Annotated in this window: 14 protein-coding genes; 4 read left to right on the top strand and 10 right to left on the bottom strand. The window is 43.4% G+C overall.

Annotated elements, in window-relative coordinates; all coding sequences use genetic code 11:
- Nucleotides 1-154 precede the first annotated feature (154 nt).
- Entirely contained in the window at nucleotides 155-667 is a 513-nt protein-coding gene (locus V7K97_RS04930) for a hypothetical protein (RefSeq protein WP_334799564.1), read from the bottom strand.
- A 142-nt stretch (nucleotides 668-809) separates the two neighbouring features.
- Entirely contained in the window at nucleotides 810-974 is a 165-nt protein-coding gene (locus V7K97_RS04925) for a hypothetical protein (RefSeq protein ID WP_334799563.1), read from the bottom strand.
- Between the two features lie 357 nt (nucleotides 975-1,331).
- Here V7K97_RS04925 and V7K97_RS04920 point away from each other — a divergent pair, with 357 nt between their 5' ends.
- From V7K97_RS04920 to V7K97_RS04905, 4 genes are all read left to right on the top strand, one after another.
- Complete coding sequence (locus tag V7K97_RS04920) at nucleotides 1,332-1,547, top strand: bromodomain-containing protein (RefSeq protein ID WP_334799562.1); 216 nt, start codon at nucleotides 1,332-1,334, stop codon at nucleotides 1,545-1,547.
- Between the two features lie 125 nt (nucleotides 1,548-1,672).
- Nucleotides 1,673-2,224, top strand: coding sequence for an alpha/beta hydrolase (locus V7K97_RS04915; RefSeq protein ID WP_334799561.1), 552 nt, complete (start codon nucleotides 1,673-1,675; stop codon nucleotides 2,222-2,224).
- Nucleotides 2,225-2,322: 98 nt separating this feature from the next.
- Complete coding sequence (locus V7K97_RS04910) at nucleotides 2,323-2,895, top strand: HdeD family acid-resistance protein (protein ID WP_334799560.1); 573 nt, start codon at nucleotides 2,323-2,325, stop codon at nucleotides 2,893-2,895.
- Nucleotides 2,896-3,065: 170 nt separating this feature from the next.
- The gene (locus V7K97_RS04905) at nucleotides 3,066-5,138 is read left to right on the top strand and encodes a glycoside hydrolase family 10 protein (RefSeq protein WP_334799559.1); all 2,073 of its coding nucleotides are present in this window, start codon (nucleotides 3,066-3,068) and stop codon (nucleotides 5,136-5,138) included.
- A gap of 721 nt (nucleotides 5,139-5,859) precedes the next feature.
- Here V7K97_RS04905 and V7K97_RS04900 read toward each other — a convergent pair.
- From V7K97_RS04900 to V7K97_RS04865, 8 genes are all read right to left on the bottom strand, one after another.
- Nucleotides 5,860-7,491 carry a mucoidy inhibitor MuiA family protein gene (locus tag V7K97_RS04900; protein WP_334799558.1) on the bottom strand — a complete coding sequence of 544 codons (1,632 nt, stop codon included), beginning with the start codon at nucleotides 7,489-7,491 and terminating at the stop codon, nucleotides 5,860-5,862.
- 168 nt (nucleotides 7,492-7,659) lie between these two features.
- On the bottom strand, nucleotides 7,660-8,601 hold the full coding sequence (locus tag V7K97_RS04895) for a LysR family transcriptional regulator (RefSeq protein WP_334799557.1): 942 nt from the start codon (nucleotides 8,599-8,601) through the stop codon (nucleotides 7,660-7,662).
- A gap of 244 nt (nucleotides 8,602-8,845) precedes the next feature.
- Nucleotides 8,846-9,634, bottom strand: coding sequence for a BMC domain-containing protein (locus V7K97_RS04890; RefSeq protein WP_334799556.1), 789 nt, complete (start codon nucleotides 9,632-9,634; stop codon nucleotides 8,846-8,848).
- 57 nt (nucleotides 9,635-9,691) lie between these two features.
- Nucleotides 9,692-10,462, bottom strand: a complete 771-nt coding sequence (locus V7K97_RS04885) for a transferase (RefSeq protein WP_334799555.1) — start codon at nucleotides 10,460-10,462, stop codon at nucleotides 9,692-9,694.
- 171 nt (nucleotides 10,463-10,633) lie between these two features.
- Entirely contained in the window at nucleotides 10,634-12,634 is a 2,001-nt protein-coding gene (locus V7K97_RS04880; protein WP_334799554.1) for a ribulose bisphosphate carboxylase small subunit, read from the bottom strand.
- 87 nt (nucleotides 12,635-12,721) lie between these two features.
- Nucleotides 12,722-13,021 carry a EutN/CcmL family microcompartment protein gene (locus V7K97_RS04875; RefSeq protein WP_334799553.1) on the bottom strand — a complete coding sequence of 100 codons (300 nt, stop codon included), beginning with the start codon at nucleotides 13,019-13,021 and terminating at the stop codon, nucleotides 12,722-12,724.
- Nucleotides 13,022-13,027: 6 nt separating this feature from the next.
- Nucleotides 13,028-13,372, bottom strand: a complete 345-nt coding sequence (locus V7K97_RS04870; RefSeq protein WP_010995041.1) for a carbon dioxide-concentrating mechanism protein CcmK — start codon at nucleotides 13,370-13,372, stop codon at nucleotides 13,028-13,030.
- 91 nt (nucleotides 13,373-13,463) lie between these two features.
- Nucleotides 13,464-13,772: a carbon dioxide-concentrating mechanism protein CcmK gene (locus V7K97_RS04865; protein ID WP_190891121.1), complete on the bottom strand. Its 309-nt coding sequence runs from the start codon at nucleotides 13,770-13,772 to the stop codon at nucleotides 13,464-13,466.
- Nucleotides 13,773-14,220: the final 448 nt, after the last annotated feature.

Below are 14,220 nucleotides of genomic sequence, written 5' to 3'. Positions count from 1 at the left end.
TTTGAACAACACGTAGGGTGTGTTATCGCCGAGAGTACGGCACCATTTTCAAGGGTTTGGTGCGTTAGACTAAAGTCATAACACACCCTACAAATACTTAATTTTTTTTCAGAAACCAAACCGGATTCCTATAGGTATTAAGCCGACACCGAAATCAAGATTGTGAAATTGACTCCTCACCAACAAAGACCGTTGGAATGGCCATCACCATCAACATTACTAAGTTAGCAACCCAAAACAACACAACAACGCCAAAACCCACCATTGTCTTATAGGAAAATGTTAATTGCGTGAATCCATCCAGCAGTTGCCACAACCGAAAAGCTGTGTAGAAAAAACCAATGGGTACAACAATACTTGGCACCAGCCAGCGACTAAAGACACGTTCGCTCAGGAGTTGCACGGCTACTATCAATAGGTAACTCCCCCAGAATACCCATGAAGATGTTTGCCTCCAAGCCGGAACTAACAAGCAGATTGGTAACAAAACTCCAGCAACCAAGGCTAACTTGACCCACCATCGCAGAAATTGCCATTGCTTCTGGTTAAACCCAATTTCTGCCGTAAAGGGTAAACGTCGAGCTTTCACGCCAAAACCATAGCCAATAGCTAGGAGGGTTGTAATCAGAATAAAAAGCGTAATAATCAATCCATTATTAACTGCCATCTGCTCTTACACCTAGGCATCATGTAAAAATAAGTTGTACAAAATTTGTTTGGAATAGCTTGCTAAATCTAGCTTTCACACAAAAATTGTTTAGGTTATTTTTACACAAATCCTAACACACTTATTCGACGAGTACCAATTCTCATACCCCTAGTTTAATCTTGCCACATCCTCCCCCACCCCAGATCCGAATAACGATGCGGGAACCTTCTACATTGGGATTGCAGGCTAACAAAACCTTCATAACGCTCAAATCAATGCGACGAGTGTAGACTATTGGACAAGCTGCAACATGAGCGAATACCATCGTTACAGATTATACCTGCAACTATTTTTTAGCGGAGATATATTGAATATGCTTTCATAAAAAGATAATATTTTTTATTGTTACTAACTGTACCTTATAACAGCAGGAAGTGCTGTAACACCCAGCAGCGATCGCCATTAATCACCATAGTTATCATACTTGCGAACCACTCATGATTTCTTCTGGGCGTGCTAATCTATCAAGTCCTGCTCAATAGAATATTCTTACTCAAAAATTATGTTAAATTTGTACCCTCTGAATGAGCCTCTTCAACCTATAGCAGGAGTGTGATGTTCCATTAACCGCCTACTATCAAGAACTAGGTAATAAAATTGCAGTATATCTGCCTTTCAAATTATGGACTGGAAGTACAGGTGGAAAAATGGCTATAAACCAAGCCGAGATGAAGCGGCAAAAAACCCTCATTTGTTAGATGAGAGTCAGTTCGGGAACGAGCAAGACCGAAAGCTTGCTGAAGAATCTGCAAGGAAGCATTTGGGCATACCTGCACCGACTTTAGACGAAGAGAAGTCAATACTACCTCATGCGGGTTCGCCTAATGAACAAGTTTAATAACACCATTTCCAAAAATTTTTGCAACAAATAAATAAACTGGCTATAGGGGCGTACAGATGTACACCCCTAATTATGTATATCTAGTACTATGTACACTCCATACCATTAGGAAGTTCGACAAAATGCAGATTTATCAAATTTTCAATCGATTAAACAATAGCAAATTTACTAAGTTCCTGACTCAAACAGTAGCTTTAGGCGTAGGCGGTTTTGTTCTACTCTCAACTACTAATGCTTATGCTGCCGAGCAAGTTGTTTTAAAGTATGGTAATTTTCAGGGGCAAATATCTGTTGAAGAATTAAGTCAGTTTACAGAAACAGGCAAGACTACCCCGACATTAACAGCTTATTTGCAAGCTGCTAAACAAGACCCCGCATTAGCTCGAAAGGCACTAAAAGCACCAATAAAAGCCGATCCCGCCTTTTTAGATAACCTACTGTCTAGTTGGGCTGGGCCAATTTTAGTGAACCAAATTGGTGAGGTAGTTCACCCTCCCACAGGACAACTCGATCAGCAGGCTCTGCGAAGCGCTTTAAGTGCATCTATTAAACAAAAGGGTGAAGTTACACTACTTGGAGCTATTCAGAATTATCCTAATACTTCTGTTGAACTTGAAGGCGATCGCCTCATCTCTGTTTATGAGCGCCTAAGCAATCTTGCAGCACTTTTGTAAGTTAATACCGATGGCTCTACCTATGGGTTGTAGCCTATTACTCAAAAATTCCCTAACGTAATTATAGAGTTTAGTTTAAGCACAGGGAAAAGATTTTTATGACAACCGATGTTTCTAGAGATACTAACAAGGATGTTAATGGATCGCTGATCAGTGGTATTATCCTGAGTGTTTTGGGGGTTATTGCGATCGCAGCACCTAATTTCACCACCCTATTTGCCGAAAGCTGGATTGCGGTGATTTTGATTTTCGCCGGATTTACAAAACTAGTTTATGCCACTCAAACCCGCCAACAAGGAGGTTTTATTTGGAAACTTCTATTGAGCGGACTTTATATTGCAACGGGTATAATGCTGTTTGTTTACCCTTTTACTGGTGTTCTGACACTGACTCTGTTACTTGGTACTTTTTTGCTAACTGAAGGTACATTTGAGTTAATTTTAGCCTTCAAGTTACGTCCCCAAAATAACTGGATATGGGTACTACTTGATAGCATTATTACCCTAGTCTTGGGCGGAATGATTTGGTTCGAGTGGCCTTTCAATGCGCCCTGGCTTCTTGGGACACTAGTTGGTATCAGTATTCTCTTCACTGGCATTTCACGCGTGATGTTCTCATTGAATGCGCGTTCTACCTCGAATCCTTCTGACCAAGCTACGAATGCTACTTAGTAGATGGGAGTGGGGAATAGGTGAGATCAGGGAAATGAGGGAGAAAAAACCAATGCCCAATACCCAATACCCCATTCCCAAACTTTATAATACGTTGCAGCAGCGATCGCCTTTGAATTGCTAAATTAACTAAGGAAATCAAAATCAAGGCCAGCTAGCTGCAATCAACAATGGTATCTACTGCTACTCCCTTCTCGGATATCCAAAACCATTGGGCACGCTTATTTATTACAGCCTTAGCCCAACGTGGTATTGTCAGTGGGTTGCCGAATGGCGTTTATCGCCCCGATAACTCACTCACCCGCGCTGAATTTGCCACCATCGTCACCAACGCATTTGGGACAGTTACCAAGAAGCGGCAGTATGTCCCCTTTGTTGATGTGCCCACTAATTATTGGGCAGCAGCCGCCATTCAAACAGCTTACGAAAAAGCATTTATTAGCGGGTTTCCTGATAATACCTTCCGTTCGGCTAACCGAATTACTAGAATAGAAGTCTTAGTTTCTTTGGTGGGAGGCTTAGAAATTGCCACCAAGGTAAAATCTGACCTCCTCTCACAACTCCCACAAATTTATCAAGATTCTGTTCAGATTCCTGGGTATGGCAGAAATCAGGTAGCTATTGCCACCAGTGCTGGATTAGTGGTTAGTTTCCCAAATATCAAATTACTCAATCCCAATCTCGCAGCCACTCGTGCAGATGTGGCAGTGATTATTTATCAAGCTTTGGTGTATTTAGGTCAGGCAGAAAAAATTGCCTCTACTTACCTAGTGCAGCCGCCAATATTAACGCCCGCACCAGCACCAATACCAACACCAATACCAACGCCGACACCTACACCTACACCTATCGGTAGTGTTAGGGTAAATCATAGCCGGGAATTCCGGGGGGCATGGGTAGTATCTGTGTGGAATGGTGATTGGCCTTCTAAAGCGGGACTTCCTGTTGCCCAACAAAAAGCTGAACTCACCGAGATTATTACTAAATTACAAGCGCTAAACTTCAATGCCCTGATTTTTCAGGTGCGACCGGAGGGTGACGCTTTGTATGAATCGCAATTAGAGCCTTGGAGTGCTTGGATTACGGGAACTCAGGGTCAAGCACCAGAACCATTTTATGATCCTTTAGCGTTTGCGATCGCAGAATGTCACAAGCGCAATATTGAACTCCATGCTTGGTTTAACCCCTACCGCGCCAGCACATCCACCAACCCAGCAAAAACAGTCCGTCCCCACATCGCCGCTACCAATCCCGAAAGCGTTTATTTGTGGAAAACTCAACGCTGGATGGACCCAGGACTGAAAATAGTTCAGGACAGAGCTTACAACGTAATTATCGACGTAGTGAAGCGCTACGATGTTGATGGCATTCACTTAGATGATTATTTCTATCCATATCCCATCGAGGGGCAGTCTTTCCCCGATGACAAAACCTACGCTGCATATAAGGCAACCGGTGGTACACTCAGCCTTGGCGACTGGCGACGGGACAATGTTAACAAAATGGTACAGCGCCTCTACCAGGGAATTAAAGCCACCAAACCCGACGTTAAATTTGGTATCAGTCCCTTTGGAATTTATCGCCCCGGACAACCCACTGGGATTACTGGATTAGATGCTTATAACGTGTTATATGCAGACTCGAAAAAATGGTTAGAAGAAGGCTGGATTGATTATATCGCGCCTCAACTTTACTGGCGCACAGATCAACCACAACAAAGTTATCCGGCGTTGCTAAAGTGGTGGACACAGGTAAACACAAAGCAAAGACACGTTTACGCTGGTAACAATTTGACAGAACCAAGCAACAAGAGTCGGGAGAGTGATGAGATTGAAAAGCAGGTGAAAATTAGTCGTAGCCAAGCTGGACAGTTATCACTGGGGAATATCTTCTTTAATCTCAGTGTTTTGACAGAAAATAGTCAGGGCATTGCTGATAAATTCCAAAGTCTGCTTTATAACAAACCTGCGCTACCTCCAACTTTGCCCTGGCAGAATACAACCCCACTCCCTGCACCAATTGGATTACAAGTCAATAACCGCAAACTGAGTTGGCAGCCTGGAGATAATCAGCCGGTTCGTTCTTGGACACTTTATCGACTGAGTGGCGATACTTGGACAATTCAACGAATTTTGTCTGCTGGTACAACCTTCGCTACCGTCCAACTAGCGGGAACCTATGCGGTGTGTGCGGTGGATAGATTGGCCAATGAGAGTGTGGGAACAGTTATTACAGTTAGTTGAATAAAAGTGCTGTTTATGAGTGCGTCGCCTTACCCGTCGCAGGCGATATCTACGACCGGTAAGGCGATCGCTGTTATGCTGTATAGCTTGATTTTGAGGTGTAGGCTTCCTCGGTTTCAATAAATCTAATGCCGTGTAAATCACCGAACAAGGCAAAAGTAAAAAGTAAAAAGGCACTCATAAAGACAATACCTTCGCCAATTTACGAGGGTGAGTTGATGGTGCTTGAACTATTAAGTCCCTTTTCTCTGAGGTTTGGCAAAAACAATAAGTCCTAAAAATTCCTTTCAGGTTTACCACAAGGTTTTTTTAACGTATTGACCGCAGTATAAGGGTTTGAGATGACAAACTACCTTTGAAGCGAAACGCTTATGTATAGGTAATTTTGCCAGTTTTGCCAAAATTTTGGTAGGCTCTTATTTTGGCAAAGGTATTGAAAGAAAAAGAAAAATGGTTTGAGAGCAACTAAATTTATTTATGGAATGAAATAAAAACATTTATAACGATAGCGGCGGCGGCAAGCGAGTCATCGAGCGTCGTGGCGCAGCGCGTTCGCATGATTGCGTCTCGTAGAGAGAAATAAGGTGTCATTATTAAATCCCCTCAATTTATTTATGGGGATTATCTTTTTACTTTTTACTTTTTACTTCTTAACCACGCCATCGATGATGCTGGTAAAATCATTGGTGACTCCAGTGGTACATTTATTTTTTGAGATTCCCTAAATATCTAACCCAACTAGCATCAAGTCAGGTGGATGTTCAACATTAAACTGGTAATATATCTCTCGTCGCTCTTGAGGTGGAAGAGTTAACTGCCATTCTAAAATCCCCATTTCACCAAGTTGAATTTGTGGGTTGCTGCGACTGAGGCGGACTTTAATTTGCTCGTTGCGGCTAACTGGTAATTGTTCAGTTAGTTTTAGATTTACTTCTTTGTCGAATAAGTTAGTAATTATCAACCGATGACTATAAGTAATACGGCGCTGGTTGCTAATTAATCTTTTGTCTACCAGCCGCTCAACTAAATCGCGCTCAATTTTTAAACCCTCGTCAATTCCTAAGTTCAGTTTGAATTCTTGCCCTGGTGCAATATTCTCTAACCCAGTAGTGCCGACAAAAACGTTATCGCGGAAAATATTCGCTTTACCTGGTAACAAAGTCGCACCGTTGGGACTATTTTTCACGTTAGCTTGTAGATAAGCAAAGCTAACCAAACGTGGCATTGCCACATAATCAAAACTACAAGGATAATCATCGTTGAAAATTGTAGTTTTATGGGGTGCGCCATCACTGGGAATATTACCACCACCATTCAGTTTAAAGGTAACTACACTCCCTTCTTTGGATACTTCTGCTGTAACGGTTTCTGCTGGAATGAGACTATCCTCTACAACTTCGTCTTCTTCTTGCCAATCTGCTCTGGCAGCAGAAGCAGGCGGCTCTGGTATGGTAGGTAGCAGTGGTGGCTGGGCAGTAAATCGATGTCGTTGTAACAGTTGTGGACGTGGGGCATCAATATACCAAGGTTCAAGTTTGGGTGGAAGTGTACCTAATCCCGGTTTGGCGGTAGAAAGGGTAAGATTTGCACCAATCCAATCTTCACCAGTGCTTTGGGTGATTTCTGCAAGGTAGCTCAGATGCACAATATCGCTGGTGGTGCTAAAGCGCAAGTCATAAAAGGGAGTCCAACTAGCGCGATTTACTATGTAGGATACCTCTAATTCAAATTTGCCTTCACCCGCTACTTCAACTGCGATAACTAAGCTAAAACTCTCTTGAGGATGGGTTGTTTGGATTTTTTGCAATGATGTGTGAAGTGCTTGCAGTTGTTTGTCTAATTCTTGCTGTTGGGTTTTGCACTCTCCAGAGGCGATCGCATATTCACTATACTGGCTTCCCAGAAAGTTGAGGAAATCCAAAGTTTCGCTGAGGCTAAGATTTTTCCGAGACAAACTCTGTGAAAAGGGTTCTTCTGTTTTTTCACGTAAGCCGGCGATAAAACTAGACTGCAATGCTAAAGCATCCACTTGGGCTTGGAGGTGGCGTTTTTCTGCTTCTAGTTGCTGAATCTGCCTTGTCAAATGTGCTACTCGCTCCGCTACCGGTTCAGTAGTGTAGGTGCGATCGCTACTAACTCCCACCAAGCGCACCCCTACCGTACCTGTACCGCTAACCCTGACAGAGTCAGTTTCCAGAGTCAGTGGCACTGGGGTAATTACTAATTCCTGTTCAATTCCGGTTAAATCAACTACACCTCGCCGTGTAACTAATGCTATGTCAGAATACACAGTAACAGCTACAATCTCGCTTTGCACTGTTTTGCGCCAAGACGGTATTTCCGGGTTAACCACTGCCAGTTTTCCCCCATTTTTAATGATTATGCTGGTTAATTGTCAATGCTTCCCGGTCTAACCGTCAACCCCCCCTTTACGTAATTCGTAATGACGCTCTCTACGAGACACTGCGCGAACGTAGACTTGCTACCGCTACGCTAACGCAATTCGTAATTATGAATTATTTTAACTGTGAGTTGGTTCAAAAGTACTAAAAGCCGGATCAGCATTTTGGTCTACAATATTTTTTGCCGCAGCTAGGAGATACTCATAATAGGCACGAGCCACGATAGATAGCTGCTTGCCAGATGGGTAAACCATGTACCAATGTCGCTGAATGGGAAAGTGTTGTACATCTAGAATGCTAAACTCTGAGGTATCTAATAGTAAGGTATGACGGGATAAAACAGAAATTCCTAAACCACCTGCGATCGCTTGTTTAATTGCTTCGTTACTTCCCAATTCTAGCTTGACTTTTACTGTTACTCCTTGTTCTTCAAATAGCTTCTGGACGGCGCGACGAGTTCCTGAACCAGGTTCTCGCATAATAAAAGGTTCGTTAGACAGGCGTTGTATAGGAATATTTTTTTCCTGGGATAACGGATGATTACTCGGTGCAAAGACTATCAAAGGGTTTTCTAAAAATGGTTCACAAGTCACATCGATGTTATCTGGTATTTGACTCATAATATATAAGTCATCCAGATTTTGACTCATCCGTTCCAAAATTTGTTCATGATTTGTTACTTGCAGCGAGATATCAATCCCTGGATAAAGTTCGCAAAACGGCCCTAACAAACGGGGAATAAAATATTTTGCTGTTGTAATCACTGCCAAGCGTAATTGTCCCTGCTTTAACCCTTTTAAATCTGCCACCTTCATTTCATACTGGGCTATATTGTGAAAAATCTGCCGACAAGTGGCAAATAATTCCCGTCCGGCTTCCGTCAGATACAACCGCTTCCCCACTTGCTCAAATAATGGCAATCCTACCGATTTTGTTAGTTGCTTGATCTGCATAGAAACGGTAGGTTGGGTGAGAAACAATTCCTCAGCAGCACGAGTAAAGCTACTGTGCCGTGCCGCCGCCTCGAACACCTTTAACTGGTGTAGCGTCGCTTGCTTCAAGGGTGATTCTCCTGTATATGGCGATTAATTGATATAAAACTAGTATTGCTGAACACTGGCAAATGATACAGTGATTCTCACAGAAAGTTACGAGTTTTACCATAGATAAAACTCTACTATCTATATTAAAATAAAGGTATTTTACTTATGGATTGGAGAAGCTATTATCAGAACAGCAAAAGCGTAAAATGCCTTCCATCTAACGATGAATGCTGAATGATGATTTTCAAAAATTCATCTATCATCATTCATCATTCCATAATTCTTCTGTAACTTTTGTCGGTAGCTTGGTTAAATCTGGTAATCTTAGTACCTCGATTTCAGCAACTTGTTCTTTAATATTCACTGGCAAGTTTAACGCTTGGTGTTTTTCTATCCAGCAACTTGCTAATGGCAAGGTTAGCTCCATTTCGTCTAGAGGCCGAGGAATTACCATCACTGCATTCAATTCCCCAATGCGTTCTGCCTCAAACATTCCCGCTTCCACTGCTACCGCCACATTTGCAACAGAACCGCGAATAATGGCTGTACACAAACCCGCACCAATTTTTTCATAAGCTGCCAAATGAACATCAGCAGCTTTGAGCATGGCATCACACGCTCCTACCATTGCGGGAAATCCTCGCGTTTCTACCAAACCAATTGCTTGGTTACTCAGACGGCTGTAATTGCCCTCTTCCATCAATTTAGTGAAACGGGTTGTGATGGGAAGTACTATATCTAGGTTGGGATAAGGTCGGGGAATCACCAAACTAGAAATTAACTGACCAAACTGTTCAGCCGTTTGCACACCTGATTCTACCGCCAGACGTACATCAGCAATTCCACCCCGAACGATGGCAGTACAATGGCCACTACCAATTTTTTCATAGCCAACGAGGTGAACTCCCGCCGATTTCAGCATCATATCTGCTGTACCAACGATCGCGGGAAAGCTGCGGGTAGAAACTAAACCCAAAGCAGTATCCTGAAAGGTTTCTTGATTACTCGCTCCCTGGATGGTACGAATAGACCGTTGATTAGATGTTTCCATGATGAATTCTCCAAAATACGGAAAAAGCCGACAACTTACAATTAACACTTACTCGAACTAATCGTCAGAGTTTGGGTTGCTCAAGGATTGTCTATGAGGAAACAATGTGGTCAACAGTCTGCTTATGCTGCCTTGCCCATAAATTTGAGTCCCGAAGCTGTTAGGGGATTCTGTGGCTAACTCATGGGAGTCTGAGTGGTGTTCTTCAGACGCTTGGGCGGCTGACTCCACCTTGGATTCAGCATCATTAGCCGATTCCTCCAAGGGAGGAGATTGACTTTCTGGAGTGGTGGAAGATTTAAAGAAAGAAATCGACCGATGTTTTAAATCTAAAAAACCCGAAGTTGAGAAGCTAGTTGAGGAAATTACCTTTTCCTTAACTCCCCCTGAGCCATTTTCCTCTTCCTTCGGCGGTGGTGCATTTGTAGAAGTTGGGTTATCTGTAGATGGTTCCAGTTGCTTTGTTTGGGCAATCTGACGACTGGTGTCTCCTAAAATCGAACCAGGTGCTACTACTTCTCCAGGTTCAACTGAGTAGTTAAAAACGGTTGTCGCTGAACCAATACAAGCATTTGCTCCAATTTTGCCCTTGCCAACCATCAAAAAACCGGCTCCCAGGTTGGCACCTGTTTCTACCTCTAGGATGCCTTCATGGACTTGGAGGATTGATCCCATACCAATACAGACCCCTGGCCCAATGATGATCTTGCTGTTTACAGCCGCTTGGAGGATCACCCCAGGTGCAAGTACCGCGCTTGGATGAATAGTCACCTCGCCACTAATGTAAGAATCAAAGTTGTTGCTGAGGCGCAGTGGCGGCACAGACATGGAAATTTTAACCTCGGAAGCCGGAGTGGGGAGTGGGGAGTGGGGAATGGGGAATGGGGACTGGGGAATGGTGGATATTAAAATTTCCTATTTCCTACTCCCTATTATGAGGAGTAGTGAGTGGTGTATATTAAAATTCCCTACTCTCCACTCCCCACTCCCCACTCATTTCTATGGTCGTTGAATAATCGTTTCTAATACCCGACGCTTGGCTTTGGGGTCAACACCAATTAAGCGCACATATTCCCCTTGGTATTGGCCGAGGTGTCCTTCTACGGCGGCGATCGCTTCTCTTTCTGAGGAGGCTTGAATTTGACCGGTACTAGTCCAGGAACCTGTACGGAACCGTCGCTGATCTACGTGTTCAATGCTAATTTTAGAGCCGCCAGCCAATAATTGCCGGAGTTGGTCTACTACTTCTGTACTCAAGCGGGTACTGGTAGCTGTTGCTGTTGCTGTAGCAGAGGGTGCTGCACTAGTAGTAAATGATTTCTGACTAGCAGAAGAGGCTACTTGACCATTTGGACGTTGGATAATTGTTTCTAATACCCGACGCTTGGCTTTGGGGTCAATACCAATTAAGCGCACATATTCTCCTTGGTATTCGCCGAGGTGCTTTTCTACGGCGGCGATCGCTTCTCTTTCTGAGGAGGTTTGAATTTGACCGGTACTAGTCCAGGAACCTGTACGGAAGCGGCGCTCATCTACATGTTCAATGCTAATTTTATACCCACCAGCCAATAATTGCCGGAGTTGGTCTACTACTTCAGTACTCAAGCGGGTACTGGTAGCTGTTGCCGTAGCAGAAGATCCACTGCTAGTAAATGATTTCTGACTACCACTACCAGAGGAGGCTACTTGACCATTGGGACGTTGGATAATGCTTTCTAATACCCGCCGTTTGGCTTTGGCATCAATGCCGATTAAACGTACATACTCACCTTGATGGCTTGCTATACATTCTTCTAAGGCGGAGATGACTTGATTTATGGAAGTTGCTTCAATTGGCTTGCAACTAGTCCAGGAACCAGTTCGGAAACGACGCTCGTCTACATGTTCCATACCGATTTTATAACCACCTGCCAGAAGTTGGCGGATTTGATCTAGAGTTTCGCCACTGACTTTGCCACTGCTAGAGCCGTTACCGTTACTGCTGCTGTAGCTGCCATTGCTATGACTACTAGCCGGAGCCTTAAAGCTGGTAGCTGGTTTAGCATCACCATCTGGACGTTGGATGATGTTTTCTAGCACCCGCCGTCTACCTTTGTCAATGCCAAACAGTCGGACATATTCGCCGCTATGGTCTTTTAGACAGCTTTCTAATGCGGCGATCGCTTCACCGAGCGATCGCGGTTCAATTGGTTGGCAACTAGTCCAAGAACCCGTGCGGAAACGTCTTTGGTCTACGTGTTCCGTACCAATCTTATGCCCTTGCTGCAATAGATACCGCAACTGATCTATTGTTTCTGCACCCAAACTATTGCTCGACACGTCACTACTCCTTTCTAGCTCTAAAACAGTGATACCATTACCTGTATAAGATTTAGCGTTCTCGTCCCGAATGGGTGCTATACATTTGCTATCCGCAGCACAGAGATAACCAGCTCGTAATGCCTGATTAATCCCAACCACATGATGGGCAAATTCATTATCCTGATCTTGCACATCTGGCAAGCGGTCAGCTTGCTGCTGGCTGGTAATTATCGCTCCCGAAGGTACATACTTCCCAGGGGGAATCTCTACGTCTTGAATTAAAGCGTGCATCATCACGATGCAACCTGCACCCACCCTGGCATTAAATACCGTCGAGCGAAAGCCAATGAAGGAATTATCCCCTACATAAGCTGGCCCGTGAATCAGAGCCATGTGGGTAATGCAAGTGTTTTTACCAATCCATACTGAGTATTTATTTTGGTCATCACCAATTACTCGTCCTTGCTCCAACCCATGAATGACAACACCATCTTGAATATTGGTGTTTTCACCAAGATAAAAAGGTGTGCCTTCATCCGCTCTAATCGTAGTCCCCGGAGCAACGATTACATTTGCACCTATTCGTACATCCCCAATCAGATTGGAGAATGCATGTACAAAGGAAGTTTCATGGATTTGGGGTTCAGCTAAATTTCTTGACCACGGGGTTGGGGGTGCCGCCGTGCTGCGAACTGCCATTGCGAGACTCCTCCTGTATTGTCATTAGTCATTTGTCTTTTGTCATTTGTCGAAAACTAATGACTAATGACTAATGACCAATGACTATCAATATTGATCTTTTTTGCTGTAAATTAGGCGATCTTCAACGTAAATAGTATCTATGATCGCCACCACTGCTGCATCCAATGGACGCTGTTCATTGCCAACAACTTGACGAGCGGCACTACCACGAGTGATGAGTACCCACTCATCTACTCCTGCTCCCACAATATCTGCTGCTACTTCATACTCTGGTAGGATATTGCCGTTTTCATCTACTAATTGTAACAACAGTAGTTTCACACCTCTAAGACTCGGATCTTTTTGGGTGCTAACTACTGTGCCGCGAACTTTGGCAATTTGCATTACAAATTACGGTCTTCTACCGAAAGGACGAATTGCATTCACATTTTCCCGGAACTGCTCTACATCTTCGGTATAACGAATTGGGAGAACGTATTCTAAGTTTTCGTGAGGACGAGCAATGATATGAGTAGATAGCACTTGTCCGCCGTTGACTCGTTTCACGGATTCAACACCTGCGGCCACAGAAGCTTGCACTTCCGAAACGTCACCCCGAACAATTACCGTAACTCGACCACTACCGATTTTTTCATAGCCGACTAAAGTGACGCGGGCAGCTTTCACCATCGCATCAGCAGCTTCCACTACTGCTGGAAAGCCCAGCGTTTCAACCATTCCGACTGCAATTGACATTAGTTTTAATCCCTATTTCAAAGTTTGTAGCCTTGGACAAAAGTGATGCTCAATCAGATAAAGAGCGTTAATTACTTTGTTTAAAAAGCTTTTAAGTACGAAATTGTTCCACTGCTTCTGTGTAACGTATCGGCAAGACGTATTCCAGGTTTTCGTGAGGACGAGCAATGATATGAGTGGATAACACTTCACCACCATTGACTCTTTTCGCCGCTTCAACCCCAGCTGCTACAGAAGCTTGAACTTCCGATACATCTCCCCTAACGATTACGGTGACACGAGCGCTACCAATTTTTTCATAGCCTACTAAAGTGACACGGGCGGCTTTCACCATCGCATCAGCAGCTTCCACCACTGCCGGAAAGCCCTTCGTTTCAATCATACCAACTGCAATTGGCATCGCAGAACTCCTACAAAATGAATCTAATCAGTACTGTTGTTTGAAATTTTTGACGGGGAGGGCTTGATCTTAGAGCTAAGAAAACACTTCCAACTTAAGCATAGGAAAGGTTGGCATCCCTGGCAATATAAATTACTATAATAGTTTATGATAAGAAAGTTTTAAAAAACTTAACATAAGTTTATTTATGCTTCTGGGCAATTAAAGTTTACTGATTCCTAGAGTAGCCGCTTATGCTTTATAATTTCTTTATTACATTCACAAAACGACATTCATAACCAAGGCTAATTCTATCTGGCGAGGTACAAGCATCTGCTACATGTTTTACTGTATCTATCTTTCGTCGAATATCGCTAGAGGTACAACGACTAGGTGAAAAACAGATAATTTTTTCAAATATATCCTATAAAGTACTTCGCTCAAAGTAGAAATACAAATGTAAAAAGGT

This window comes from Nostoc sp., from assembly GCF_036917815.1.
GTDB lineage: Bacteria > Cyanobacteriota > Cyanobacteriia > Cyanobacteriales > Nostocaceae > Nostoc.
This window is presented reverse-complemented; position numbering and strand designations above follow the sequence as displayed.